Genomic DNA, 26,607 nt, shown 5'->3' with positions numbered 1-26,607 from the left:
CAGCGTTCGTCCTGAGCCAGGATCAAACTCTCTTTAAAATAAATCGAATTTGAATACTTATTCAACACCGTGAATAAGTTTCCTTAGCGTCACAAATTGACTTTGCTAGCTTGTTTCTTACTTTTTTTGGAAACATCTTTTTGTTTCCTGTCCTATGAATTGATTGGTGAAACATCTGTTTCATCGCTTTTTCATCTTCGTTTTGTTCAGTTTTCAAAGGTCATTCTTTCTTTTGTCCTGTGCGCGCTTAACGCATCAGCAACGTTTATAAATATACCAACTTTTTATGCATTCGTCAATAGTTTTTCTCATTTTTTTTTAATATCCTGAAAAACAATTTATTTTTGACTGTATAAATGATTATTTTAGCACGTTTAGGTAATGTATATTTGAACTCCTTTTTCTTCAAACTGTAGCTTTAGAACGGGATCAATTTCGCTTCCTGTAATAATATACGAGAGGTCATCGAGTTCTGCATATTTATATAGTGACAGTCGGCCGAATTTTGTATGGTCGGTCACGAGAATGACTTCGTCGGCGGAGTGGATCATTTCTTGTTTAGCGGGGACGAGATATTCGTCGTAGTGCATTAAACCTTTGTCGCTATCTAAAGCCGGAGTTGTCACGAATGCTTTGTGGACGTGCAAATTGCGCAGGGTGCCACTTGTAATCATGCCGTTTAAGATGTAGGTTTCTGGATAGACGACTCCACCTGTTACAATAATTTTTGATTTTGAGAAACGCAAAATGGAAGCTACATTGATATCATTTGTGATGACGGTTAGGCCTGAACGTTCTTTTAGCGCTTCTGCGATATGACCCGTTGTAGTACCAGCATCAAGTAGAATCGTGTCGCCTTCTTCGACCATTTCCGCAGCATAGGTCGCAATTTTCTTTTTTTCTTCGTAGCGGACTTCGCTTCGTTTCTTCCAATCGGGTTCTGAAACGACCTTTTCTTCTATCATAACGCCACCGTGGGTTCGCTTTAGTTTTTTGTCTTTTTCTAGTGCTGTTAAATCGCGGCGGATGGTGGCTTCGTGAACTTCAAAGTGTTTCGCAAGTTCGCTTACCGTTGCAATCTTTCTTGAGCGTACATATTGGACAATCGCGCGCTTTCGTTCAATAGAGAGCATTATTTTTCTCCTTTCCTACAAAAGAAAAGAGCCCTTACGAAACGCAAGGACTCCTCGAACATTTTAGTCGTTTAAGCGTTTTTCAAGTTCCGCTTTTTTCTCTTCAAAACCTGGTTTACCTAGGAGCGCGAACATGTTTGCTTTGTAAGCTTCCACACCTGGTTGGTCAAATGGATTCACGCCGTTTAAGTAACCGCTAATGCCTACTGCTTTTTCAAAGAAGTAAACAAGGTAGCCGAATGTGTATGGGTCAAGCGCTGGCACTTCGACTACAAAATTCGGTACTTCGCCGTCAGTATGCGCAAGAAGTGTTCCTTCAAATGCTTTTGTATTCACGAAATCAACCGTTTCGCCTGCTAAATAGTTTAAACCGTCAAGATCAACTTCTTCTTTATTAATGGTTAAATTATGACGCGGAGTTTTCACTTTGACTACCGTCTCGAAAAGATTGCGACGACCGTCTTGAATGTACTGACCTAGTGAATGTAAATCAGTTGAGAAGCTCGCGCTGGACGGGTAGATACCTTTTTGGTCTTTCCCTTCGCTTTCGCCAAACAATTGTTTCCACCATTCATTGAAGTACTGCAAACCTGGTTCGTAGCTGATTAAAAGCTCTGTTACCTTGCCTTTTCTGTACAGCACGTTACGTGCTGCCGCATATTGATACGCGATATTTTCTTTTAAAGAAGGTTTTGAGAAGTCTTTAGATGCAGCTTCTGCGCCTTCCATCATTTTTTTAATGTCTACACCGCTCACTGCGATTGGTAGAAGTCCTACTGCAGTTAGTACAGAGAAACGACCGCCAACATCATCTGGAACTACGAAAGTTTCATAGCCTTCGTTATCAGATAATGTTTTAAGCGCGCCTTTTGCTTTATCTGTTGTGGCATAAATACGTGATTTCGCTTCTTCTTTGCCGTATTTTTTCTCTAAGAGTTCTTTAAATACGCGGAATGCGATGGCAGGCTCTGTTGTTGTACCTGATTTTGAAATCACGTTTACAGAGAAATCACGATCGCCAACAACTTCGATTAAATCGTGTAAATAAGTGGAGCTAATGCTGTTTCCTGCGAAGAAAACTTGTGGCGTTTTACGCTCTGCTTTATCCAGCACATTATAGAAGGAATGATTTAGTGTTTCAATCGCGGCGCGTGCCCCTAAGTAGGAGCCGCCGATACCGATGACGATTAAAACTTCGGAATCATTTTTAATTTTTTCTGCTGATTTTAAAATGCGTGCGAATTCTTCTTTATCGTAGTTACTTGGCAAATCAACCCAGCCAAGATAGTCACTTCCCGCACCAGTACCGTTATGTAACATATCATGTGCTGCTTTTACTGCAGGTTCCATGTACGCTAATTCGCGTTCTTCAAAAAAACGCAATGCTTTGGAATAATCAAAACTAATGTGTGTCATTATTTTCCCTCCAAAAATTATAAAGATTTCTGTTTTAACTTTATCTCAAAAGGCGAACTTTAGCAAGGATTGTCGCTAGCTGACAGGAAATTCATTATGATGATCATAGAGCACACCTTTGTCAAAAATCAGTTTATTGAGCGGCGTCTTTTCTAACTCGAGAAGGCTGTCTGCTGTAGGAATCGACAACCATTTCACACGAAAGACACTTTCATCGTTTTCTGGCCAATTAAAATCCCCCATTGCAGTTGCACGGAACACAATTGTGCAAACGTGTTCCCACTCTGTCCTGCGCTCTTTACAAAAAAGGAGACTGTCGACGGAAATCGTCACATTCGTTTGTTGTTTCACTTTAAGAACGAGCGCTTCTTCCATTGTCTGGTCTTTCTCAACTACGCCCCCCGGGAACCCCCAAGAAAGATCCCGTTTACGCACTGCTAAAATCTCATCTTTTTTCTCATTGTAGATAAATCCTTCAACGTTAATCGTTCTTTTCATGGTATCCTCCCTTTTCGTTTGAAAATGATTAAACTACCTGAACTAATTAAAAACTGAAATGGCTATTACCCTAAATTTAGTTTGACTAATTGTCAATTGATGAAATACTGACTAAAACGTGAATTATCTGACTTTTTGAAATAAAGCTTCGGAAGCTCCTTGTCGAAAGAAGTTTCCAAACATGCTTACTTATCTGCTTTTTCAACCCATTCTTGCAGTTTATCTCGGAGTGTGTTAAAACCTTCGTCTGCACCTTTTGTTTCTTTTTTAGGCGAGGAATTTCTCTCTGGTTTTACTTCCTCGGTCGCACGAATCGAAAGACTAATTTTATTATTTTCTTCATCCATATCAAGAATTTTGACTTTCACTTCTTGTCCGATTTCTAAAAAATCATGGATATCTTTAACAAAACCGTGCGTCACCTCTGAAATATGCACAAGCCCTTGCGTTTTATCATCAAGCGCCACGAACGCTCCGTATCCTTGAATACCTGCGACTTTCCCTGTTACAACGTCGCCTACTTTAAATGTACTCATCTACAAACACACCCACTTTCCAAAATACCGATAATGTACAATTATACCACTTGCTTAGGATTACCACAATTATTCATTACTTTGATTAAAGCTGATGCAGCTTTCTAAAATTGTGTTACAATGGCATTATAAAAAAAGAAATGCTTGTCGAAGGAGGAACTAAATATGAGTCAATTTGATGAAGTAATTCCGCGCCTAGATACAAATTCTGAAAAATGGGACGGGGCGGAAGCCTTATTTGGAAGGAAAGATATTATCCCCATGTGGGTTGCTGATATGGATTTCCGGGCGCCGAAGCCTGTTTTAGATGCCTTCCGAAAACGAGTTGACCACGGTGTTTTCGGCTATACGAAATGTGAAGATGGCATGACGAAAGCCATTTTGAATTGGAATAAAACGCGGCACGGATTTGATGTGGATTCGGATGCGATTTTATATAACGCCGCTGTTGTCCCTTCGATTTCACTCGCGATTCGGGCGCTAACGAAACCTTCAGAGAAAGTCTTAATGCATTCGCCAATTTATCCGCCGTTTTTTAAGGTGACTGGCGATGAAACGAAACGCGAAGTCGTGCTTTCACCGTTAAAACACACGGGCACGCGGTTTGAAATTGATTTTGCCGACATGGAACAGAAGCTTGCCCAAAATGATATTCAGCTATTTTTACTTTGCAATCCGCAAAATCCGGGCGGAATTTCCTGGAAAAAAGAAGAACTTACGCAATTGGTTGAGCTTTGTGCACGTTATAATGTGCCGATTGTGTCAGACGAGATTCATGCGGATTTAGTGATGAAAAACCATGTACATACGCCGCTTGTTAAGGTGGCACCGTATTACAAGGAGCAAATTATTACGCTGATGGCACCGACGAAAACGTTTAATTTGGCGGCTTTGAAAGTGTCCTACTTGATTATTGATAATCCAGATTACCGGGCGAAATTCCGTGAGTTACAGCAATATGTGCATGCGCCAGGCATTAATGAATTTGGTCAAATCGCGCTTGAAGCGGCTTATAATGAAGGTGCGGAATGGCTAGATGAGCTGCGCGATTATATTTACGAAAACTTCCAATATGTCAAAGCGGAATTGAATACGCATTGTCCTGAAATCGGCGTGACGGAGCTTGAAGCGACTTATCTGATGTGGCTTGATGCACGGGCGCTCAAAAAAGATGAAGCGACGCTGTATCAAGATATTATCGATGCGGGTTGCGGCGTTCAAATGGGGTCAGGTTTTGGCGCGGTGGCCGATAAATTTATCCGCCTGAATATTGCTTGTCCGCGTGAAACACTTAAAAAAGGCGTGGCTGCACTAATTGCGGGGATTCAAAAATAGTAAACTAAAACCAGACTGAAATAGTCTGGTTTTAGTTTGTAGAAAAGGCTACACAAAAGGCATCACGCACGTTTAGCACGACGACAAGCGGTAAATATCGTCGTCTGTAAATCAGGTTTTTGGTAAACCACATGGAACCTTGTTATACTAAAATTGTAGTATGGTTTTTAGGAGGAACGAGGAAAATCGTTTTTTCTTTATTTTTGTAAAAGGAGTTGGAGAAGTTATGTTTTTAGGGCTACGTGAAATGCTCTATTCAAAATTGCGATACATACTTGTGACAGGCATCATGGTTTTGATTATGTTGCTCTCACTGATTTTATCAGGCCTTGCAAATGGTCTGGCATACGATAACGCTTCTGCTGTTGCGGATAACGGGGTTCCGTTTTATGCGATTGCGAAAGATGCGCAAGGTAAAGTGTCACGCTCACTTTTTGATGAAAGCGAGTTGGCAAGTGTTCAAGAGGATAAAAGCGTGAAGGAAGCAGCGGTGCTTGGGCAATCGATGCAAACATTGAAACGCGAAAGTGATGATAAGAAGTTCAGTATCGCTTTTTTCGCCATTCAACCTGGCACTTTCCTCGATCCAAAAATTTCATCTGGTAAAGGGCTTGAAGTGACGAAACCCGATGAAATCGTAGTAGATTCTTCTTTGAAAAAAGATGGGATTAAACTTGGCGATATTTTGATGGACGACCAACTTAACAAAGAGCTAACGGTTGTTGGTTTTACGGAGAATAAAAAATATAGTCACGCGCCCGTTGTTTACATCAACATGCCGACTTGGCAATCCATTAATCCAGTTTTATACCACCAAAAAACACCGCAAGTTAGCGCGATTGCAATCCAGCCTAAAGGCGATACTGTCAATTTAGCGAACAAAGACTTGTCTGTTTTAACGCAAGCTGAATTTTTAGACCAGATTCCGGGCTATTCGGCGGAACAAATGACGCTAAATATGATGATTTATTTCTTAATTGTGATTGGCGGCTTTATTTTAACGGCGTTCTTCTATGTGATGACGCTTCAAAAGACGACACAATTTGGGATTTTAAAAGCGCTAGGCACCAAGTCCGGCTATATCGCGGTGAGCGTGATCACACAAGTTATCGTGATTTCCCTCATAAGCATTTTAATCAGTGTTGGGGTTACGCTCTTGTTGCCGAACGTGTTGCCTGAGGCGATGCCGTTCCGCTTGTCGAGCTTCACAATTAGCTTATATAGCGTGATTTTCTTCGTTGTAGCGCTGATTGGTTCACTGCTTTCGATGTGGAAAATTAATAAGGTTGATGCACTTGATGCAATTCGCGGAGGTGATGAATGATGCGTCCAATTTTACAATTTGAAGGTGTAACGAAAAACTATAAATCTGGTCCCACTACGATTCATGCTTTGCGTGAGACCCATTTTGAAGCAAACAGCGGTGAGCTCATTGCGATTGTTGGACCGAGTGGATCTGGTAAGAGTACTTTCTTGTCACTGGCGGGGGCGCTACTTACGCCTACAGATGGCAAAATCATTTTAAATGGGCAGGAAATTAGTCAGCTAACGAAAAAAGAACAGACGCAAATTCGTCTGACGGAAATTGGTTTTATTTTTCAAGCGGCGCACTTAGTCCCTTACCTTCGCGTGGTGGACCAAGTCCGTTTTATCGGGCAACAAGCGAAGCAAAATAAAGATGCGGTGACCGAAAAGAGTGTCTCCCTTTTGAACCACCTTGGTCTCGAAACTCGGACAACTTTTTATCCAAAAGATTTATCTGGTGGTGAAAAGCAACGGGTTGCGATTGCGCGGGCCTTAATTAATTCGCCGTCCATCATTTTGGCGGACGAACCGACGGCAAGCTTAGATACTGAGCGGAGTCGAGAGGTTGTACAGTTGCTCCGTAGCGAAGTAGAGGGCACGGAGCGCGCGGCGATTATGGTGACGCATGATGAGCGCATGCTTGACTTATGTGACCATGTTTACCGCATGGAAGACGGGCGTTTGACGAAAGAACGTTAACAATTAAAAAAAGCGTGGGAAAACTCTAAACCCACACAAAATCAGAGTGATGACAAATGGCTAGATTCTAGGCAAAACCGAGTACCGCACCGGAGCGTACTTGAGTACGTGAGGAGCGGAACGCAGGTTTTAACGACGAAGATGGCCGTTTGTCATCACTCTGAAGCGTAGGAACGATGTTCCTACGCTTCTTTATTTATTTTCTTCAATCAATTTAAGCGCTTGGGCGTAAACTGTTTCGCCGTCCATTTTCCCGTATGCCATCATATCAATAACGTCAACTGGAATGCGTCCTGCGGCTGCATCTTTAACTGTTTTTTCTTGGTAACGCACTTGCGGACCAAGCAACACGACATCAGCATCTTTAATAACTTCATTAATTTCAGCTATTGAGTAAGCAGCAATTTTTGCTTCATCGCCTTTTGCAGCGGCTGCTTTTTCCATTTTTGTAACGAGTAAGCTTGTGGACATCCCTGCCGCACAGATTAAAACGATATTATTCATTTCTATTCTTCCTTTCCAATTAAACGGCTATTGTTGTAACACCTTCATTATACAATACGTGTAGTATTTTAAACAAGTAAACGTTATCAACAACTTTATCTCAATAAATACACACGCATTTTTAAAATAAACTAAAAATAGATTGCACTTTTCCCCCAAAAGAGCGATAATAGACAGAAAATACGTAAAATTTCGCTTAAATTAAACTAGACAGGAGCTGTATACATGAAAGTCGTTAAATTTGGTGGAAGCTCTCTAGCTTCCGGACTTCAACTGAATAAAGTATTAGATGTAGTGAAAAGTGATGCTATGCGCAAAATCATTGTCGTTTCTGCGCCTGGAAAGCGTTTTTCAGATGACACGAAAGTAACTGACCTTCTCATTGATTGCGCGGCAAAGGCCTTGCTTTCGGAAGACACAACGGATATTTTCAATCAAATCGTCGCACGCTATCACGATATTGTGTTGGACACTGGTATGAGCGAGGCCGTCATATCGGAAATCAGCGACAATTTAACGACCATTTTGCAATCTGATAAATCCAATCCCGACCAATTTATGGATAAAATGAAAGCGAGCGGCGAGGACAATAACGCAAAATTAGTTGCCGCGTTTTTCAACCACAAAGGTCTTCCTGCAACTTATGTTAACCCTAAGGACGCGGGGCTTTTCGTGACCGAAGACCATGCTCATGCGCGTGTTTTGCCTGAGTCTTATGATAATCTTTTCGCGCTTCGCGATTACCCGGGACTTGTTGTTTTTCCTGGTTTCTTTGGCTATACGAAGTCTGGTGAGATTACAACATTCTCACGTAGCGGTTCAGATATTACGGGCGCGATTGTCGCAAACGGGATTCAAGCGGAACTTTATGAAAACTTCACCGATGTTGATGCCGTTTTTGTTGTAAACCCTGCTATTGTTAAAAAACCCCAGCAAGTGGCTGAACTTACGTACCGCGAGATGCGTGAACTTTCTTATGCCGGCTTTTCTGTGTTCCATGACGAAGCGCTCATTCCAGCGTTTCGGGCGGGTATTCCAGTCCACATAAAAAACACGAACAATCCCGAAAGCACTGGGACGCGTGTGATTCATGAAAGAGATACTTCGAATGGTCCTGTTGTAGGGATTGCCAGCGATGACGGATTTTGCAGCATTTACATTAGCAAATATTTGATGAACCGCGAAATCGGTTTCGGTAGACAAGTCCTCGAGATTTTAGAACAAGCGGGACTAAACTACGAACATATGCCGTCTGGAATCGATGATTTAACGATTATCTTGCGGGAAAATCAACTCGATGCGGCGTTAGAAAAAAAACTAATCCACGAACTCACGCACAAACTAAATGCCGACCTAGTTTCCATCCAGCACAACCTCTCCCTCATCATGATTGTAGGCGAAGCAATGCGTCAAAACATTGGGACAACATTCCGAGCTAGCCGCGCCCTCTCTCATGCAAACGTCAATATTAAAATGATTAACCAAGGCTCTTCCGAGGTTAGCATCATGTTCGGCGTCAAAAAAGAAGATGAACGTACAGCCGTTCAAGCCCTTTATAATGAATTTTTTCAAGAAGTAGAGGTATAATAAAAAGCGAGGACAATTTGTCACTCGCTTTTTCTGTTATTCAACAATATTAATTTTTTCGATGACAACATCATGGACTGGTTTATCTTGTGCGCCTGTTTGAACGCTTGCGATATTATCTACAACGTCCATTCCTTCGATGACATGACCGAAAACAGTGTGGCGTCCATCTAACCATGGTGTCCCGCCTTCTTTGTAAGCTTCAATAATTTCTGTAGGGAAACCAGCTTCTTCCATTTGTCCAATCATTTCTACTGGCATATCCGGTTTTTGTACAATGAAGAATTGGCTTCCGTTTGTGTTCGGACCTGCATTGGCCATTGATAAAGCACCACGCAAGTTAAATGCGTTTTTTGAAAACTCATCTTCGAATGCCTCACCCCAGATGCTTTCACCGCCTGTTCCGATTCCGTCAGGGTCGCCGCCTTGAATCATAAATTCAGGGATAACACGGTGGAAAATCAAGCCATCGTAGTAGCCATTTTTTGCGTGTGTCACAAAGTTCTCAACGGTTTTTGGTGCCACCTCTTTGAAAAGCTTCAGCTTAATTGTGCCGCGATTTGTAACCATTTCAGCTAAGATTTCGTTCTCAGCGATTTCTTTTGATAATTGTGGGTATGTCATATATGATTAGCTCCTTTGTCATAATTTACCTTCCAAACCAGATTATTAAAAGATTTACGAAAACCGCAACCATATAAAGCACTAAAATTGTTGCGAGTGTCCATATGATAATTTTTTTAACCATGAGGCGCTCCTTTTGTTAGAAGAGCGACTCTTGCCGCTCTGATTTATTCAGTACTTCTTTATTCTAATAAAAAACTGCGCGTTTTGAAACTAAAACGAACGGAGATGTCAAAATATGTCAGTAAAAAAACGCAATTTATACATTTGCATGCTGGCGAATTTACTTATGTCTGCTAGCACAACGATGATTATGCCCTTCTTATCTCTTTATATTGAAACTTTCGGTGACCATGATCCGGCTTACGTACAAAAATGGGCTGGCTACATATTCGGCGTCACCTTTCTAGTCGCCTTTATATTTTCACCGATTTGGGGACGGATTGGCGACCGATTTGGCTATAAAAAAATTCTCATCTTTACTTCATTTGGTATGGCGATTAGTATTTTTCTAATGGGCTTTGCTCATTCCGTGACATACTTATTTATTTTGCGAATCTTCATGGGGATAGTCACTGGGTTTATCGGGATTTCAAACGCGTTTATCGCGCGCCAAACGGATAAGCATGAGGCCGGCAAAATCCTTGGTACGCTCCAACTCGGCGGGGTTACAGGAATGCTATTCGGTCCGCTAATTGGGGGTGCTATGGCGGATTTATTTGGTTTTAAAAACACCTTTACTGTAACGGGAATCGCGATTTTAATTGCTTCATTTCTCGTTGCCTTTGGTTTAAAAGAAGTGCGAAGCGAAACACAAAAAACAGGTCGGCCAATTTATTCGCGGAGAGCCGTCTTGAAGAAAATTTTCACCCTAAGAGTGCTCTTTACAGTGATGGTCATTACAGCGCTTATCCAAATTGCGAACTTCAGTGTTCAACCGCTCCTTGCGCTTTATGTGGGGGAGATGACGCATTCGTCTAACGTCGCTTTCATGTCTGGGCTTGCCTTCTCGGCTACTGGGTTTGGTAATCTTGTTATGACGCGTAGTTGGGGGCGTCTTGGCGATAAGTATGGCTATGAGAAAATCTTAAATATTTTACTAATACTTGCGGCGCTCACAGTGATTCCGCAGGCGTTCGTCTCGCATTTATGGACGTTCATTATTTTTCGCTTTTTATTCGGCATTGCGATTGGTGGTATGGTTCCTTGTATCACGGCGTATATTCGACTCGCTGCTCCTGGTGCGATGCAAGGCGAAATGCTTGGTTATAACCAAAGCGCGCGTTTTTTAGGAAATGTCATTGGGCCAATTCTTGGTGGAACGCTCGCGGGCTTCGTTGGCATCAACAACGTCTTTTTATTCATGAGCGGCATGTTTTTCGTCGCCTTCTTCATTTTACTCTACGCACTTCACGCGGATAGAAAACGCCATCTGAACGTGGATTGATTAGAAAAATGAATTTACTCCATTCAAAACGGACTACACACAATCAGACTGATGACAAATAGTGAGATTCTCACGCATTGCCGAGTACTGCACCGGAGCGTACTCGAGTACGTGATGACTGAAAACAGGAAGGGCGTAGTTTGCCCGACCATGTGAGAAGTTAGGCGAAGCGGAGCGGAACGCAGGCAAAAACTCCGAAGATTGCCGTTTGTCATCAGTCTGAAAGGTGGAAAACTTGTTAAGAGAACAAGTTTTCCACCTTTTTTTCCACCAAAAAAGTATGCTATAATAAATTGTATTTGCTTTTTTTCAAAAAATGTAAGTACTTGCTTAAAAAATAAAAACGTTACGTTTGAAATAGATTATTAAAAAGGAGGAACCGACTTTGTCATTGTTGCATCTTGCAATCATTCTGCCATTTATCGTGGCACTTATTATCCCGCTTATTTATAAGTGGACGAAAAAAATTCATACTGGTTGGCTTGTTCTACCGGTTCCAATCGTGCTCTTCATTTACTTTTTAACTTTTATTCCGGAAACAATGCAGGGAGCTACAACAGAAACCTTTGCTTGGATTCCTGAATACGGAATTAACTTCACTGTCGTTGTAGACGGTCTTAGCTTATTGTTCGCCCTTTTAATTACGGGAATCGGTTCGCTTGTTGTGTTCTACTCTATTTATTATTTAGGAAAAAACAAGGAACGCTTAAACAATTTTTACGCCTTTCTGATGATTTTTATGACAGCGATGCTTGGCGTTGTACTTAGTGATAACCTCATCGTTCTTTATCTATTTTGGGAATTGACGTCCATTAGTTCTTTCCTTCTCATCGGCTACTGGTATCACCGCGAGCGTTCTCGTTATGGCGCTAGAAAATCAATGATGATTACTGTTTTTGGCGGTTTAATGATGCTCGGCGGATTCCTAATGCTGCACATCATGACGGATAGCTTTTCCATTCGGGAAATCCTCGCAGCTAGTGAAGCTATCTCACAAAACGCCCTTTTCATTCCCGCAATGATTTTAATTTTACTTGGCGCGTTCACAAAATCCGCTCAAGTACCTTTTCATATTTGGCTTCCTGACGCGATGGAAGCTCCCACACCTGTCAGCGCTTATCTTCACTCCGCTACAATGGTTAAAGCAGGTATTTACATCGTAGCACGCTTTACACCGCTTTTTGCCGTTTCATCAGTTTGGTTTTGGACGGTCACCATTGTCGGCAGCATTACACTCCTTTGGGGCTCGATTAATGCGACGAAGAAAAATGACTTGAAAGCCATTTTAGCTTACTCCACCATCAGTCAACTTGGTTTAATCATGACACTGCTCGGAGTCGGGGCCGCCAGCTTACATTTTGATAATTTAAGCGATGATATTTACGTTCTTGCCGTTGTCGCTGCCGTCTTCCACCTTTTCAACCATGCAACATTCAAAGGAAGCCTGTTTATGATGACGGGGATTATCGACCACGAAACCGGCACACGTGACATCAGACGCCTCGGCGGACTTATGCGCATCATGCCTATCACCGCAACAATCGCGTTCATCGGAACATTCGCGATGGCCGGATTACCACCTTTTAACGGCTTTTTGAGTAAAGAAATGTTTTTAGAGAGCCTTGTTAACCTCACGCACCTTAATCTTTGGAATGCGGATACTTGGGGAATATTTATTCTAATTAGCGCGTGGATCGCTAGCGTGTTTACGTTTACGTATAGCATGATTATTTTCTTTAAGACTTTCACTGGCAAACAAAAGCCGTACTTATTGCCAAAGAAACCACATGAGGCACCTTTTGGCTTATTGCTACCTCCATCGATTTTAGCATCACTTGTACTTTTGATTGGGCTATTTCCCAATTTGATTGCCGCACCAATTTTAGAACCAGCTGTGAAATCCATTGTGCCATCGCTTGCGACAAATGATGATTTCCACATTCACATCGGCCTTTGGCACGGCATTACACCGGCCTTACTTATGACTATAGGCATCATCATTGTTGGAACACTAGTTTATAAGACGCATCGTTACTGGAAGCCATTTATTACAACACGAGTACCTAAAATGCTCCGAATTGGCAAAAGCTATGATAGAGGCATGTCTTACCTTGAACAAGGTTCCTACCGCATGACGATGACCATCATGACAGGGTGGCTACGCACCTATTTGAACTACATGTTATTTGCTTTTATTGTTCTTGTCCTTGGGTCACTCATTCTGACAGGCTCACTAAATTTTAACTTTGATAACTTAACGGCTATCACACTTGTGGACTATGTTTTAGCCGCGGTAATTCTTGTGACCTTAGTAGGTACGGTCTTCTCGAAATCGCGCATTACGTCCATCATCTTGCTTGGTGCGATGGGCTACACGATTAGTATTTTCTTTGTAATCGCTCGTGCTCCAGACCTTGCGCTAACGCAGCTCGTGATTGAAACGATTTCTGTTGTACTCTATTTACTCGTCTTCTATCATTTGCCACAGTTTAGTAATATTGAAGAAAAGCCGCGATTCTTTTCGGTTAAAACGTTTTTAAGTATTGGGGTCGGCATCACGATTACACTCGTCGCATTATCTGCCTACGATACAACGTTTTATGATTCTATTTCGCAGTACTATATCGATAACACATATAAAGAAGCTGCCGGAAAGAACATTGTAAACGTGATTCTTGTTGACTTCCGTGGTTTTGATACATTGTTCGAAACGACTGTTCTTGCTATTGCATCTATTGGGATTTTCCAAATGATTAAACTACGACTTACGAAACGGAGGGATAAAAATGAAAACCAATGACGTACTGCTCCGCAATGTTACAAAAGTGGTGGCATTCATCATCTTTTTATTTTCACTGCACCTCTTTTTCGCGGGGCACTATAATCCCGGCGGCGGCTTTGTTGCTGGACTTACGAGCGCTGGCGCCATCACGCTTACCCTCCTTGCTTACGATATTAAAACGGTGAAAAGCATGCTCAATATGAATACGATAATCATTACAGCTATTGGTCTTATTTTCGTCGTAGGTACTGGGCTGCTGGGTGTTTTCAGCGGAAAGCCGTTTTTGACGCATTTATATGGGCATGTCGACTTGCCCGTTCTAGGCGATACGTCCCTTCATACTGCGACACTATTTGACTTAGGCGTCTATCTTGTCGTTGTCGGCGTAACGCTGACGATTATTCAAACGATTGGGGAGAGTGACTAAATGGAATTATTAATGTCTATCCTCATCGGCTTAATGTTTGCCGCTGCTGTCTATTTAATTTTATCAAAAAGTTTATTGCGGATTATTATTGGAACGGCGATTTTAAGTCACGGCGTCAATTTGCTCGTTTTAACGATGGGCGGAATTAAACGTGGTGATGTGCCCATTTTAGGCTTGAAAGTCACCGCCTCTTATAATGATCCACTGCCACAAGCGCTCATTTTAACCGCCATTGTTATTAGCTTTGGTGTCACCGCTTTTTTCCTAGTTTTAGCTTACCGAGCTTATCAAGAATTAGACAGCGAGAGCGTATCCAAAACGAGAGGACATGAAGCCGATGATGAATAATATTATTTTACTGCCCATCTTTATCCCGCTAGTCGGCGCTATTATTTTAATGTTAGTGCCAAAAAAAGTCATCGTTCAGCGCACGATTGCTCTGATTATGAGTTTACTACTTGTTGCTTCAGACCTTTTCTTACTCTTTTATGTAAAAAATAACGGTATCACAACGCTCAATATTGGCAATTGGCGTGCGCCCTTTGGGATTACAATCGTAGCCGATATGTTGGCCGCTCTTTTAGTCGTAACAACAAGTTTAGTGTTAACTTGCGTTATCATTTATTCGTTTTACACTATTGGCAAAGCCCGCGAAAAGTTCCTTTACTACCCGTCAGTTCTGTTTCTCATCGTCGGTGTAAATGGCTCCTTTTTAACAGGTGATATTTTCAACTTATTCGTGTTTTTTGAAGTGATGCTCATGGCGTCTTACGTCCTGCTCGTCATTGGGGGCACACAAATCCAACTGAAAGCGACCATTAAATACTTGCTCATCAATGTGGTCGGCTCTGCTTTTTTCGTCGTTTCAATCGGCATTTTATATTCAATGATTGGTACGCTAAACATGGCGGATATTTCTCAAAAAATCAATGCCCTTAACGGTGCAAATACAGGCATGATAAGCGTTTCCGCCGTTATGTTTCTGTTCGTTTTTGGGTTGAAAGCTGGACTCTTTCCGCTTTACTTCTGGCTACCGGGCTCCTATTTCGCGCCACCAATGCCAGTCCTCGCCCTCTTTGGCGCGCTTTTAACAAAAGTTGGCGTTTATGCAATTATTCGGACGTATAGCTTATTTTTCGCAAAAGAAACCACATTCGCGATGCCACTCCTCGGGGTTTTGGCGCTCTTAACTATTATTCTAGGCGTAATTGGGGTTATTAGTTATTACGATATGAAAACTATCGTTATCTATAACATTTTAATTGCGATTGGCGCGATTTTGTTCAGTGTTTCCATCATGACTCGCGAATCCATGACCGGTGCCGTTTACTACCTGATTCACGATATGATCATTAAATCGGCGCTTTTCCTCATAATCGGGGTTATTATGGCGATTACTGGCACGTCTACGGTGAAAAAATTCAGCGGTTTAATGACCGTAAAGCCGACACTTGGCTGGTCGTTTTTCATCGCGATTTTAGCGATTGCCGGGATTCCACCACTGAGCGGATTTTTTGGAAAACTATTGATGGTAGAAGGCGCCTTTAGTACTGGCGAAATTTTCGGGGGTATCGTCATCCTGCTATCAAGCTTATTCGTTTTAATGTCACTCATCAAAGTGTTCACTCGCGGATTTTGGGGTGAGAAAAGCGGCAAATTCAATCTCGCTATTCCCTATAAGAAAATGATGTTTCCGGTCGTTATTTTACTCGCTTGTTCCGTTTTATACGGCGTCTTTTCAAACGCGCTTTATCCGTTTATAAGCGATGCAGTTGATCCAATTATCGATCCGAATATTTATATTAATGCTGTGATAAAGGAGTGATGACACATGGCGTTTCAATTGATTATTAACGTTATTTTAGCTTGCTTTTGGATGTTCCTTGAGTCATCCTTCACGTTCGGTACATTTATTATCGGCTTTGTGATAGGGATTGTGCTACTGTTCTTCATGCGGCGCTTTCTTGGCTCAACGTTTTACTTGTTCCGTCTTTTTGCGCTCATTAAGTTGCTATACAATTTTTTGCGCGATTTAATTGCATCGACCATTCATGTGAGCCGCATTATTTTAAAAAAGGATATGAACATTCGTCCAGGGATTTTTAGATATGACACTTTGTTAGAAACTGACTGGGAAGTAACCATGCTTGCGCTTATGATTACGCTCACGCCTGGAACGCTCTCCATTGATATTTCTGACGATTATAAATCAATTTATGTTCATTCGCTACATGTTCCAAATATCGAAGAAGAAATTGCCACCATTCGAAAATCATATGAGGGTGCCATTATGGAGGTGTTTCACGGATGATTTTAAAGATTGCCCTATCCATCGCACTTTTACTTTATTCCATTTCCACTTTCCTGTACTTGTACCGTATTTTAAAAGGTCCTACTACGTCAGATAAAGTCGTGGCACTCGATTCTATCGGCATGAATTTAGTCTCCACTGTCGCACTTCTATCAATGTTTTATGACACAAATGCCTATTTAGACGTCATTCTTTTAATTGCGCTTCTTGCGTTTATCGGAACGGTTTCCTTCTCCAAATTTATTGAGAAAGGCAAGGTGATTGATCGTGAACGTGATAATTGAAATCATTATTTCTATTATGGTTCTCCTCGGCGGTTTATTAAGTATTTTAGCCGCTATTGGTGTCATTCGCCTGCCAGACGTCTATACGCGCACACATGCGGCTGGTATTAGTAATACATTCGGTGTTAGCATTCTCTTATTCGCAACTGTTGGGTTCTTTTTCCATTCCGGCGAAGGTTTCAATGCCCGCGTTTTGCTCGCCGTTTTCTTTATTTACTTAACGACGCCTGTCGCTTCCCATCTTATCAACCGTGCTGCCTATGACACAGGCGTGCCGCTTGCAATTCGGATTCGCGACCAATTGCGTTCAGTCAAGAAAGATGAAATTAAAGCAAGGAAAAATTTAATTATTCGTCAGGAGCAAATTGAAAAAGCACGTCAGGAGAAAGAGGAACTCGAGGACCGCCTAGACTACGAGCTTCGCGAGGAACAAATTGATGCCCGCGAACGCAATGAGGACTTAGAGCGCGAGCATGACGAGCAGACCATCGAGGAAGAGGCGGATGATTCGGAAAATCAAATCATCGAACAAGAAGATAGCCATACTGAAAAGAAACAAGACGATTAAATTAAAAAACCCGATTCCACGTGAGGATTTCGGGTTTTTGTTTACTCAATTCGTTTTTTCTTGACGGCAATTGTTACGCGGCTCACGCAAATGATTTGGTCTTCGCTTTCAATTTGAACTTGCCAAACTTGGGTGGTGCGACCAATATGTATAGGTTCTGCTATAGCGTAGATGTCGCCACTCTGAACGCTCCTCAGGTGACTGGCGTTGATGTCTAACCCGAAGGCGATTTCGTCTTCTGCGACTGATAGCGAGGCGCCAATGCTTGCTGCGTGTTCTGCGAGCGCCACCGAAACGCCACCGTGCAGAAAGCCAAAGGGTTGTTTCACTTTATCCGTAACTGGCAATTTTAGTTTAACGTAACCTTTTTCAGCGGACACAACTTCAATTCCGATATTTTCTCCAAAATCCATATTTTCACCGTCCTTTTTCTTTTATTATAAAGCTTTTCGGGAATTTGGCAAAAATTGGGTTTTCATTATTTTGATTGTGGTAAAATAAGAACAAAGAAGAAAGACTGGGGAGATTGCTATGACCATTTTTGAAAATGTACCTTTGGTAGCCTCGATTGTTGCCATTTTGTTTGCTCAATTTGTTAAAGTTCCGATTCGTTTGATGATTTCAGGAAGGTTTGAATGGGGACTAATGTTTTCAACTGGTGGCATGCCTAGCTCCCACTCTGCTGCTGTGACTGCTCTCATGACCACGCTTGCGATTGAACATGGCTTAGGTTCGCCATTTTTCGCGATTGCTGTAGTATTTGGCATCATCGTCATGTTTGACGCGACCGGCGTTAGGCGCCAAGCAGGGGAACAAGCTGCGGTTTTAAATAAACTTGTGAGTGATTTCCAAGAATTTGTGGAACATGCGAAAGGTTTAACGGCTTCTGAACAAGCTGAAAAACAAAAACATTTAAAGGAACTTTTGGGGCATAAACCGATGGAAGTTTTCTTCGGCGCCATCACTGGTATAATAATTGGCTTTTTAATCGCCTTTTTGATGGGAAGTTTGTAAAGATTCACCAATCTGTCACAGCATTTCTATTTTCATCATGCTAAAATGAAGATAATGCTGGAACAGAGGAAGTGATATTTTTGATTACCGTGGTAAAATTCTTAGACACCCGAACCGAAGAACTCGTTAATTACTGGTTGAGCACCTATTATGTTCGCTCAGAAGAATATGCGATTCGCAGACACGCGATAGGTTTTTTAGATGCCGAGCGCCGCGAAGCTATCCTTCTTTTTAAAGAAACACTGCACTGTTTTGGAAAAAACGAGAGTATTCCTTACCTTAATGAAATTGTTGAAGACCGCCGTGATATGCAAACACCATTTCATGACGCTTATATAAATTTAGAAACTTTTTTTACAGCAATGACCGAGTTCTTAATGATTCATTACGAAAAGAAAACATTAATGTGCTCACAAGAAGCGCTTTTCGAGGTGATTTTAGAAATCCGTAGAATAGAAGCGTCAGCTTGCTTGACATTGGTGAATGGGTATCATTCAGTGTGAGGCATCGAAAAGATATGAAGAATCGTCCTTCAAAAGTTAGATTTATTGTCTAACTTTTGGAGGACGATTTGCTTATATCATAATAAATCTTGCTAACGAGTTTATGATGATGCGCCAATCTACTTCTGCTGTAATGGCGTTTACTAGAAAATTATGTTGACGCATGCCACCCTTCACTGTATCACATTTTATGACCTTGCAAACTTATATTATCTGTTGCACCAAAAATCAAATTTTTCAATTATTATGGGCAAATAAAAACAAGCACAAATCCCGTAACCTCTCCATTCTCAAAATGGAAGTATCACGAGATTCATGCTTGCTATTTTGATAGATAGCTGCTATTTATAAAACTTAAACTTACCTTTATTCACCATCACGCTAGGTCCGCCGATTTGGAGCAGTGCCCGGTCATCGATAACCTTTTTCATCACAGATGCGGGGTAGCCTTTTAAGTTTTTGCCGAACACAATTCCGATGGCGTCGTTATCGCCGATAGAACAAACTGTTCCTTTTTCGTGATACTCGAAATCAACAAGATCCGTGTCGCCAGTTGCAAGTTTCGCTAAATTTATAGCCGCGATATCGGCTTGTTGCATCGCGATTTGTGCAGTTGGTGGGTACGGACGATCATTGGCTGGGTTAATGATTAGTGAGCAATCGCCTACGATAAGAATTTCTTCATTGCCTGGCACAGTTAAGTTGTTATTCACTTTCACACGGCCGCGGCCTTGTTCAAATCCAGAAGCTTCAATTACACTGTTGCCACGAACGCCGGCTGCCCAAATAATTGTGCCCGCTTTAATTTCTTTCACTTCATTTTCACTTGCAGCATATTTCACGCCTTCTGCGGTCGCTTCTTTTACTGGTTTCCCAACTAAGAATTCTACGCCGCGGTCTTCCAAAACGCCCACGCCATAATCTACTAATTTCGCATCAAATTGTGGCAATACTTTAGGCGATGCTTCCAAGCAGAAAATGCGTACTTTTTCGCGCGGTACATCATACATTTTCACAAGTTCAGGAATACGATTAGTTAGTTCCCCTAAGAACTCAATGCCCGTAAATCCTGCACCACCAACGATAATCGTTAGCAGTTCGTCTTTTTGCTCCGTTTTCCACTTCGCAAATTGTGATTCAATGTGGGCGCGAATTTTCTTAACAGATTCCACACTCGTAATCGTTAACGCATATTCTTTCAATCCAGCAATACCGAAAGTTTCAGCTTCCGAACCTAAACCAATTAACAGATAATCATAGGAAACCTCACCATTATTCGTTAAAGACACCGTTTTCTCTTCTTTATTGATTTTTACAACCGTATCTTGAATAAAAGTGGTTTTGCTTGGATCAATGACTTTGTCTAAGGGATACACGAGTTTTTCAGGTTCAAGTGTCCCTGCCGCTGCCTCATGCAACCAAGTCGTTTCGTGGTGATAGTCATTCTTGTTTACAAGTACAAGTTCAGCATCTGCATTTGAGTTTTGCAATTTCTTTAACGTTTTTAATCCACCGTAACCAGCACCTAGAATGACGATTTTCGGTTTATTCATCTGTAATCACATCTACTTTCCCTTTATATTTTTTTCACAAACTAAATTAAATCGCGAATATTCTCCGTGTTTCTTATGTAGATTGCGCTAAAAATCTACCTTAAGTGAAATGTTCCACTTATAGTTTCTATGATAGACGTTTTAGGCAAGTATTTCAAGAATTGATGCTTAGAAAAATTGGTACATTTAAGGCTTTCTAAGTGGTACAGTCATTTTTCACACCTTGAAATGCAACTGCTAATTATTTAGACCGTTTTGTTCATATTTTAACAAAAATTGGTATGGTGTACTGGAAATTTTCCCCATATAGTACTCCTACCCAACATTGTGAAATTCGAAACATATGGTTTTAAGCAAAAGTTGCATCGCTTTTAATTTTTTTATGCTAGAATGGATATATTATTTGATTGAAAGGGGAGTTTATTTTGGATGATAAAACCAAAATTTATGATATAACCATTATCGGCGGCGGCCCCGTTGGACTTTTCGCAGCTTTTTATGCCGGCATGCGCAAAGCCAATGTGAAAATCATCGAAAGTTTACCCCAACTAGGTGGCCAATTAACCGCGCTTTATCCTGAAAAATATATTTATGATATTCCCGGATTTAAAGCTGTGCGTGCCCAAGAACTTATCAATAATTTAACTGAGCAAATGCAACCGTTCAATCCTAGTATTTGTCTTGAAGAAGCCGTTTTGCAAGTGGAAAAACAAGCGGATGGCACATTTGAAATTACTACAACGAAAGATGTTCATTATAGCAAGACCATCATTATTACAGCCGGAAACGGTGCGTTTGAACCGCGTAAACTTCAATTAAAAGAGGCGGAGCAATTTGAGGGTGCGAATTTGCACTATTTTATCAACGACTTAAATCGCTTTAAAGGGCGACGTGTTGCTGTTTGTGGCGGCGGTGATTCAGCAGTCGACTGGGCATTAATGCTTGAACCTATCGCGAAATCAGTTACGATTATTCATAGACGCGGAGCGTTTCGCGCGCATGAGCATAGTGTCGCAAACCTTGAAAAGTCTTCCGTAACAGTTTTAACCCCATTCATTCCAACTGCGCTACACGGGACAGAAGCGGGCATCGAACGAATTGTTTTAGACGAAGTAAAAGGTTCTAGAACAGAAACGCTCGAAATTGATGATTTTATCGTTAATTACGGCTTCGTGAGCCAACTTGGTCCTATTAAAGACTGGGGTCTAACTATCGAAAGAAACTCCATTGTCGTGAATTCAAAAATGGAAACATCGATTCCCGGCATCTATAGCGCAGGCGATATTTGTACGTATGACGGCAAAGTTAAACTCATCGCCACTGGATTTGGTGAAGCGCCGACAGCCGTCAATAATGCTATTAATTTCATCGACCCGACAGCACGCGTTCAACCGATGCACTCCACATCCATGTTCGCTTAAACCAAAAAGGAACCTAGCTCTTCAGCTAAGTTCCTTTTACTCGTAAAAACCCTATCATAGTGTCTTTCTTTTCATCATCTTTTTATTTATTGATGCTTAATTAAGCGTCTATCTTTATCATTGTAAATCTGTTCCTGAATGTTCCGCATTCTTACCTTAAGCTCTGCCAACTCACGTTCCATCGTGGCACTTTCTTCTTTTTTCTCTCTGAGTTTTGCGCGTATCCTCCTTAACAAATTTATCACCTCATATATTCTTTTTTCTCTATGATTAAATGGTATCATAAAACGAGGCTTCAAAACGTAAAATACCCTAGAAACCCTGTTTTTAGTCCTAAATAACAAATGTAAGCATAATTTTCACATTTTGTGTAGACTGTTCAGAATTTTCAGCCTCAGTTTTATTTTGCTCCGTCAGGGGAAAAAGACAACTACCAAAACTAAAAGGAGGCCAATTTATGAATGTTTTAGTTATTGGAGCAAACGGTCAAATTGGAAAGCAAATTGTGCGCGAGTTGGCACTGGAAAAAGGTTTCTTTGTGCGCGCCATGATTCGTAAAGCAAGCCAAATGGACGAATTAGAAAAACTAGGTGGCAAGCCCATTATTGCTGATTTAGAAAAAGATTTTAGCTACGCTTACGATGAAATCGACGCCGTCATTTTTGCCGCCGGTTCTGGCGGGCATACAGGTCCCGAAAAAACCATTAGCGTTGACCAAGATGGCGCCATCAAAGCCATTCAATTTGCCGAAGAAAAAAATATTAAGCGTTTCATTCTAATCAGCTCCATTTTAGCTGGCGAACCTGAAAAAGGTCCCGCATCGCTCGCGAATTACTTAACCGCAAAAGGTCATGCCGACAATGCGCTGTTAGCAAGTCAGTTAGACTTCACCATTTTACGTCCCGTCACTTTAACAAACGACTCGCCTACGGGGCTTGTGGACGATGCTAGCGAATTTGGCCAAGCTACTATCACCCGCGCTGATGTCGCACAATTTGCGTGCGCTATTTTGTCTGAGGCGACCACATACAGGAAAATTTATACTTTCCAAAATGGTCAAACTCCTATCTCCAATTATATTCACTAAAAAAGCCGAGGATTTCCTCGGCTTTTGATTTATTTAAATTGGATTTTCTTCAAGAAATGCATAAATGTTACGTAATAGTTCAGCGGCATCATTTCCGCGCACCACTTCGCCGTCCACAAGCGCAAAAAGACTTGTCGCACATAAATCGCAGTAGGTGAGACAGTCATATTCCACGACGTCCAAATTTGGATCTTCATTCAAACGCTCATAGACTTCCTGTGCCCCGCTCGCTAAATTATTGACGCAAAATTCCACAATCGGATTCACGTTTTTTTACTTCCTTTCTTTACAACGGAAGCCTTTCACACTTCGTCTTTCTACATCGTCGGAACATAGCCTCGATCAGTCATCACTTTATAAATATCCTTAAGTCTTGGGTTTCCTTCTGCAATAATTTCATCGTCCACCACAATGACGGGGTACATATAATCTTCATCGACAAATTTCCTCGCTAAGTCCCTTACATTAGAGTCAACTTGCTCTGGGTCAAAAATATCGACATATTCAACTTCAAACGGTTGATCTTGAAACTTTCTCGAAACAGCTGCACGTAGCCATTCTTCCGTTTCTTTTGAAGAAGGTGCACCTACACAGCTCGCGCAAATAACAGAAGAACCATACACATAAAGTTTCGCTTGATTTTCCATCGCAACTCACCTCACACACATTGTACTAAAAAAAACTAGCAAAATCGACTTTTCTGTTTCAAATGAATAAATGTGAATTTCACTGATTAGATATTCATTGACAGTGTTTAAGCAGTATATTATAATAATTAAAACAATTCTGTCACTTTAACGCTTGTTGGTGATAAAGCGGCAAATGAATACTGGTTGTTTCCGTGAAAAAATCACGGTTTATATAACAACACTCCCTTTTTGGCTGGTTAAATAACCAGTCTTACGCGGCTTTACCTACCGCGTTTTGCCCGTTCCTTTCTGAGCCTTAGGAGCGGGCATGTTTTATGTCAAGTGCTTCCATCTCTCCTTCACTCCTGTTATAATAATGAATATCACTTGAAAAGGAGTTTTGTTTGCGTATGGAAGAAATTAGTTTTGATGCAGTTGACAAAGCTTTACAAAAGTTCCGTCCGTATTTACTCCGAGATGGTGGCGATTATGAACTTATTGATGTGACGCCAGATGGCATAGTTAAAATTAAACTTCTTGGCGCTTGCGTAACCTGTCCCAGTTCGGATATGACTCTAAAAATGGGCATTGAACTCACACTTTCAGAGAAAATTTTTGGCTTTAAAGAAGTCGTTCAAGTTTTTTAAGGAAAATGTTAAATGAAACGTAACCGCGCCATAATCTGACTGATGACAATGCGGATTGTCGCGTTTTAGTACGAGGAGGAATTTTACATGGTAGAAAAACAAAGTGTTTTAGAACAAAAAGCGCGTACAATGCTGACTGAACGCGGCGTAACAATTGATGACATCGCCGATTTAGTTTTATTTCTACAAAAAAAATATCATCCGAAGTTAGAACGATCGGTTTGTATTGAAAATGTCGAACAAGTTTTAAGTAAACGCGAAGTGCAAAATGCCATTTTAACAGGCATTCAATTGGATATTTTAGCCGAAAAAGGCGAATTAATGCAGCCGCTACAAAATATTATTAGTAACGATGAAGGTTTGTATGGTGTTGATGAAATTTTGGCGTTGTCCATTGTTAACGTCTATGGCTCCATCGGTTTTACCAATTATGGCTATATTGATAAAGTAAAACCTGGCATTTTAGGAAGGCTGAATGAACATAATGGTCAAGACGTTCACACCTTTTTAGACGACATTGTGGGAGCTATTGCAGCTGCGGCCGCGAGTAGACTTGCCCATAGTTATCACGATGATATTGTGCAGTGAAATGAAACAAAGCCTAGCAGCTCGAGATTGCTAGGCTTTTACTATTTTAATCTGATATTATTAGCGCTTCATATGGTCTTAGTTGAAGCGTGCCTTTTAGTGCTCGGCCTTCCTGTTCGTAGTTAGCAAGCAATACTTGTCCGCCTTTGTCTAACCATGTTAATTCGCGCAAGTCGATGGTCGCTGACTGCTCATAAAAGTTAGCAACGACTAATAAATGGCCCTTTGCTGTATTCCGCGTATAGGCAAAAATTTGGTTATCGTGAAGGAATAGCGGTTGATAATCTCCTTCTGCAAGAATCTGTTGTGTTTTACGAAGCTTAATGAGTTGCTGATAATATTTAAACACTGACTTTGCCGCTGCCTGATCCGCCGCAGCATTTACTGTTGTTGCGTTTTTGCCGGCGCCAATCCAAGGTGTACCTGCAGTAAAACCATTTGCCTCACTCGTATCCCACGTCATTGGTGTGCGACCATTATCGCGCGACTTATCCGCTAAAATGGCCAATGTTTCTAGTTCGCTATTTCCAGCCATTTTGAGCCTCTCATAGGCATTCAGTGATTCCACATCACGATACTCATCGATTGAACGGAAAGCAGGATTACCAGTAGCAAATTCTTCCCCTTGGTAAATATAGGGCGTCCCTTGCATACCATGCAACACTGTGGCTAGCATTGTCGCACTTTCATAGCGATATTCTTCATCGTTACCAAACCTCGTTACTGCGCGTGGCTGATCATGATTATTCCAAAACAATGCGTTCCAGCCTCCGCCTTGATACATGCCAGTCTGCCAGTCTGCAAATAATTGTTTCAATTCAATAAAATTAAATGGTGCTTTAGTCCACTTTGCTTTATCTTTATAATCAACTTTTAAATGATGAAAATTAAACACCATATCTAGTTCTTCATTCTCTGGATTCGTATAAGCGACACAACTTGACAAACTTGTTGAGGACATTTCTCCAGTTGTTAGTGCATCTGGAAAGTCGGTTAAGACTTCTTGATACATTTCGTGTAAAAATTCATGAATTCTCGGACCATCTGTATAAAACTTGCGGCCATCATCAGTCGCCGATAATAGGCTATCATCTAAGAAGCGCTGATCTTTCGATAGTAAATTGACCACATCTAGACGAAATCCGTCAATTCCCTTTTTAAGCCACCAACGCATCATCTGATAAATTTCTGCGCGCAACTTCGGATTTTCCCAATTCAAGTCAGCCTGCGTCACATCAAATAAATGTAAGTAATAATTTTCAGTTCCCTCGTTGTATTCCCATGCGCTACCACCAAATTTTGACTGCCAATTATTCGCTTGCTCGCGCCATATATAATAATCATAATAGGGATTCTCGCGTCCCGTTTTTGCCTGTATAAACCACTCATGTTCCGTTGAAGTATGATTAACAACTAAGTCCATAATGATTTTTATTCCTTTTTGATGCGCTTTAGCAAGTAATTCATCAAAGTCAGCCATCGTGCCATATTGGGGGTCAATATTATAATAATCAGCAATATCATAGCCATTATCGCGCTGCGGCGATACATATATCGGCGTCAACCAAACATAATCAACGCCTAGTTCCTCTAAATAATCTAAACGTGCAATAATTCCTTGAATATCCCCTATGCCATCACCATTACTATCCTGAAAACTTTTCGGATATATTTGATAAACAACAGATTGTTTAAAATTTGTACTCATT

At 41.2% G+C, this 26,607-nt stretch carries 29 protein-coding genes; 18 read left to right on the top strand and 11 right to left on the bottom strand.

Annotation, left to right across the window (positions count from 1 at the left end; all coding sequences use genetic code 11):
- Nucleotides 1-374: 374 nt before the first annotated feature.
- The 4 genes from CFS04_RS06655 to yugI all read right to left on the bottom strand — a co-directional run bounded on the left by CFS04_RS06655 (nucleotide 375) and on the right by yugI (nucleotide 3,583).
- A complete protein-coding gene (locus tag CFS04_RS06655; protein ID WP_088809834.1) occupies nucleotides 375-1,133 on the bottom strand; it encodes a DeoR/GlpR family DNA-binding transcription regulator in 759 nt (252 codons plus the stop codon).
- Between the two features lie 63 nt (nucleotides 1,134-1,196).
- Nucleotides 1,197-2,549: a glucose-6-phosphate isomerase gene (locus CFS04_RS06650; protein WP_088809833.1), complete on the bottom strand. Its 1,353-nt coding sequence runs from the start codon at nucleotides 2,547-2,549 to the stop codon at nucleotides 1,197-1,199.
- A gap of 75 nt (nucleotides 2,550-2,624) precedes the next feature.
- The gene (locus tag CFS04_RS06645) at nucleotides 2,625-3,047 is read right to left on the bottom strand and encodes an NUDIX hydrolase (RefSeq protein WP_088809832.1); all 423 of its coding nucleotides are present in this window, start codon (nucleotides 3,045-3,047) and stop codon (nucleotides 2,625-2,627) included.
- 185 nt (nucleotides 3,048-3,232) lie between these two features.
- Entirely contained in the window at nucleotides 3,233-3,583 is a 351-nt protein-coding gene (gene yugI, locus CFS04_RS06640) for a S1 domain-containing post-transcriptional regulator GSP13 (protein WP_088809831.1), read from the bottom strand.
- 165 nt (nucleotides 3,584-3,748) lie between these two features.
- Between yugI and CFS04_RS06635 the strand changes: the two genes are divergently transcribed.
- The 3 genes from CFS04_RS06635 to CFS04_RS06625 all read left to right on the top strand — a co-directional run bounded on the left by CFS04_RS06635 (nucleotide 3,749) and on the right by CFS04_RS06625 (nucleotide 6,922).
- Nucleotides 3,749-4,918: a MalY/PatB family protein gene (locus CFS04_RS06635; RefSeq protein WP_088809830.1), complete on the top strand. Its 1,170-nt coding sequence runs from the start codon at nucleotides 3,749-3,751 to the stop codon at nucleotides 4,916-4,918.
- A gap of 226 nt (nucleotides 4,919-5,144) precedes the next feature.
- A complete protein-coding gene (locus CFS04_RS06630; RefSeq protein ID WP_088809829.1) occupies nucleotides 5,145-6,242 on the top strand; it encodes an ABC transporter permease in 1,098 nt (365 codons plus the stop codon).
- A complete protein-coding gene (locus CFS04_RS06625; protein WP_088809848.1) occupies nucleotides 6,242-6,922 on the top strand; it encodes an ABC transporter ATP-binding protein in 681 nt (226 codons plus the stop codon). Before CFS04_RS06630 ends, CFS04_RS06625 begins: the two co-directional genes overlap by 1 nt.
- Nucleotides 6,923-7,114: 192 nt before the next feature.
- Here the strand turns inward: CFS04_RS06625 and CFS04_RS06620 are convergent, their stop codons facing one another.
- Complete coding sequence (locus CFS04_RS06620) at nucleotides 7,115-7,426, bottom strand: PTS sugar transporter subunit IIB (RefSeq protein ID WP_088809828.1); 312 nt, start codon at nucleotides 7,424-7,426, stop codon at nucleotides 7,115-7,117.
- 225 nt (nucleotides 7,427-7,651) lie between these two features.
- Between CFS04_RS06620 and CFS04_RS06615 the strand changes: the two genes are divergently transcribed.
- Nucleotides 7,652-9,013 carry an aspartate kinase gene (locus CFS04_RS06615; RefSeq protein WP_088809827.1) on the top strand — a complete coding sequence of 454 codons (1,362 nt, stop codon included), beginning with the start codon at nucleotides 7,652-7,654 and terminating at the stop codon, nucleotides 9,011-9,013.
- A 36-nt stretch (nucleotides 9,014-9,049) separates the two neighbouring features.
- Here CFS04_RS06615 and CFS04_RS06610 read toward each other — a convergent pair whose 3' ends face one another.
- Entirely contained in the window at nucleotides 9,050-9,637 is a 588-nt protein-coding gene (locus CFS04_RS06610; RefSeq protein WP_088809826.1) for a peptidylprolyl isomerase, read from the bottom strand.
- 238 nt (nucleotides 9,638-9,875) lie between these two features.
- Between CFS04_RS06610 and CFS04_RS06605 the strand changes: the two genes are divergently transcribed.
- From CFS04_RS06605 to mnhG, 8 genes are all read left to right on the top strand, one after another.
- Nucleotides 9,876-11,084 (top strand): lmo2377 family MFS transporter, encoded by a 1,209-nt coding sequence (locus tag CFS04_RS06605; RefSeq protein ID WP_088809825.1) that lies wholly within the window; start codon nucleotides 9,876-9,878, stop codon nucleotides 11,082-11,084.
- A gap of 385 nt (nucleotides 11,085-11,469) precedes the next feature.
- Entirely contained in the window at nucleotides 11,470-13,884 is a 2,415-nt protein-coding gene (locus CFS04_RS06600) for a Na+/H+ antiporter subunit A (RefSeq protein WP_088809824.1), read from the top strand.
- The gene (locus tag CFS04_RS06595) at nucleotides 13,871-14,293 is read left to right on the top strand and encodes a Na(+)/H(+) antiporter subunit B (protein WP_088809823.1); all 423 of its coding nucleotides are present in this window, start codon (nucleotides 13,871-13,873) and stop codon (nucleotides 14,291-14,293) included. The genes CFS04_RS06600 and CFS04_RS06595 overlap by 14 nt, the downstream gene beginning before the upstream one ends.
- The gene (locus CFS04_RS06590; RefSeq protein WP_088809822.1) at nucleotides 14,294-14,641 is read left to right on the top strand and encodes a Na(+)/H(+) antiporter subunit C; all 348 of its coding nucleotides are present in this window, start codon (nucleotides 14,294-14,296) and stop codon (nucleotides 14,639-14,641) included.
- Nucleotides 14,634-16,118 carry a Na+/H+ antiporter subunit D gene (locus tag CFS04_RS06585; protein WP_088809847.1) on the top strand — a complete coding sequence of 495 codons (1,485 nt, stop codon included), beginning with the start codon at nucleotides 14,634-14,636 and terminating at the stop codon, nucleotides 16,116-16,118. The genes CFS04_RS06590 and CFS04_RS06585 overlap by 8 nt, the downstream gene beginning before the upstream one ends.
- A gap of 6 nt (nucleotides 16,119-16,124) precedes the next feature.
- Nucleotides 16,125-16,604 carry a Na+/H+ antiporter subunit E gene (locus CFS04_RS06580; protein WP_088809821.1) on the top strand — a complete coding sequence of 160 codons (480 nt, stop codon included), beginning with the start codon at nucleotides 16,125-16,127 and terminating at the stop codon, nucleotides 16,602-16,604.
- Nucleotides 16,601-16,888: a Na(+)/H(+) antiporter subunit F1 gene (locus CFS04_RS06575; RefSeq protein ID WP_088809820.1), complete on the top strand. Its 288-nt coding sequence runs from the start codon at nucleotides 16,601-16,603 to the stop codon at nucleotides 16,886-16,888. Before CFS04_RS06580 ends, CFS04_RS06575 begins: the two co-directional genes overlap by 4 nt.
- Complete coding sequence (gene mnhG / locus CFS04_RS06570) at nucleotides 16,872-17,456, top strand: monovalent cation/H(+) antiporter subunit G (protein ID WP_088809819.1); 585 nt, start codon at nucleotides 16,872-16,874, stop codon at nucleotides 17,454-17,456. Before CFS04_RS06575 ends, mnhG begins: the two co-directional genes overlap by 17 nt.
- A gap of 41 nt (nucleotides 17,457-17,497) precedes the next feature.
- Here the strand turns inward: mnhG and menI are convergent, their stop codons facing one another.
- Nucleotides 17,498-17,869 (bottom strand): 1,4-dihydroxy-2-naphthoyl-CoA hydrolase MenI, encoded by a 372-nt coding sequence (gene menI, locus CFS04_RS06565; protein ID WP_088809818.1) that lies wholly within the window; start codon nucleotides 17,867-17,869, stop codon nucleotides 17,498-17,500.
- A 118-nt stretch (nucleotides 17,870-17,987) separates the two neighbouring features.
- Between menI and CFS04_RS06560 the strand changes: the two genes are divergently transcribed.
- Nucleotides 17,988-18,470: a divergent PAP2 family protein gene (locus CFS04_RS06560; RefSeq protein ID WP_088809817.1), complete on the top strand. Its 483-nt coding sequence runs from the start codon at nucleotides 17,988-17,990 to the stop codon at nucleotides 18,468-18,470.
- An 89-nt stretch (nucleotides 18,471-18,559) separates the two neighbouring features.
- On the top strand, nucleotides 18,560-18,973 hold the full coding sequence (locus CFS04_RS06555) for a hypothetical protein (RefSeq protein WP_240310352.1): 414 nt from the start codon (nucleotides 18,560-18,562) through the stop codon (nucleotides 18,971-18,973).
- A 341-nt stretch (nucleotides 18,974-19,314) separates the two neighbouring features.
- On the opposite strand, the gene CFS04_RS06550 is transcribed toward CFS04_RS06555, so the two are convergent.
- Complete coding sequence (locus CFS04_RS06550; protein ID WP_088809815.1) at nucleotides 19,315-20,526, bottom strand: NAD(P)/FAD-dependent oxidoreductase; 1,212 nt, start codon at nucleotides 20,524-20,526, stop codon at nucleotides 19,315-19,317.
- A 425-nt stretch (nucleotides 20,527-20,951) separates the two neighbouring features.
- On the opposite strand from CFS04_RS06550, the gene CFS04_RS06545 reads away from it, so the two are divergent.
- Together CFS04_RS06545 and CFS04_RS06535 are read left to right on the top strand one after the other, a co-directional pair.
- Nucleotides 20,952-21,947: an NAD(P)/FAD-dependent oxidoreductase gene (locus tag CFS04_RS06545; protein ID WP_088809814.1), complete on the top strand. Its 996-nt coding sequence runs from the start codon at nucleotides 20,952-20,954 to the stop codon at nucleotides 21,945-21,947.
- A gap of 457 nt (nucleotides 21,948-22,404) precedes the next feature.
- Nucleotides 22,405-23,034, top strand: a complete 630-nt coding sequence (locus CFS04_RS06535) for an SDR family oxidoreductase (RefSeq protein ID WP_088809812.1) — start codon at nucleotides 22,405-22,407, stop codon at nucleotides 23,032-23,034.
- 33 nt (nucleotides 23,035-23,067) lie between these two features.
- Here CFS04_RS06535 and CFS04_RS06530 read toward each other — a convergent pair whose 3' ends face one another.
- Nucleotides 23,068-23,301: a YuzB family protein gene (locus CFS04_RS06530; protein ID WP_088809811.1), complete on the bottom strand. Its 234-nt coding sequence runs from the start codon at nucleotides 23,299-23,301 to the stop codon at nucleotides 23,068-23,070.
- A 50-nt stretch (nucleotides 23,302-23,351) separates the two neighbouring features.
- On the bottom strand, nucleotides 23,352-23,681 hold the full coding sequence (locus tag CFS04_RS06525; protein ID WP_088809810.1) for a YuzD family protein: 330 nt from the start codon (nucleotides 23,679-23,681) through the stop codon (nucleotides 23,352-23,354).
- A gap of 392 nt (nucleotides 23,682-24,073) precedes the next feature.
- On the opposite strand from CFS04_RS06525, the gene CFS04_RS06520 reads away from it, so the two are divergent.
- Together CFS04_RS06520 and CFS04_RS06515 are read left to right on the top strand one after the other, a co-directional pair.
- Nucleotides 24,074-24,310, top strand: a complete 237-nt coding sequence (locus CFS04_RS06520; RefSeq protein WP_088809809.1) for a NifU family protein — start codon at nucleotides 24,074-24,076, stop codon at nucleotides 24,308-24,310.
- A gap of 87 nt (nucleotides 24,311-24,397) precedes the next feature.
- Nucleotides 24,398-24,898, top strand: coding sequence for a phosphatidylglycerophosphatase A (locus CFS04_RS06515; RefSeq protein ID WP_088809808.1), 501 nt, complete (start codon nucleotides 24,398-24,400; stop codon nucleotides 24,896-24,898).
- A 46-nt stretch (nucleotides 24,899-24,944) separates the two neighbouring features.
- Here the strand turns inward: CFS04_RS06515 and treC are convergent, their stop codons facing one another.
- Nucleotides 24,945-26,606: an alpha,alpha-phosphotrehalase gene (gene treC, locus CFS04_RS06510; RefSeq protein ID WP_088809807.1), complete on the bottom strand. Its 1,662-nt coding sequence runs from the start codon at nucleotides 26,604-26,606 to the stop codon at nucleotides 24,945-24,947.
- Between the last annotated feature and the right edge of the window lies 1 nt (nucleotide 26,607).

Origin of the sequence: Listeria sp. ILCC796, from assembly GCF_900186175.1 — a bacterium.
Taxonomy (GTDB): domain Bacteria; phylum Bacillota; class Bacilli; order Lactobacillales; family Listeriaceae; genus Listeria; species Listeria goaensis.
The sequence above is the reverse complement of the archived record's forward strand: the minus strand, read 5'-3'. Positions and strand labels throughout refer to the sequence as shown.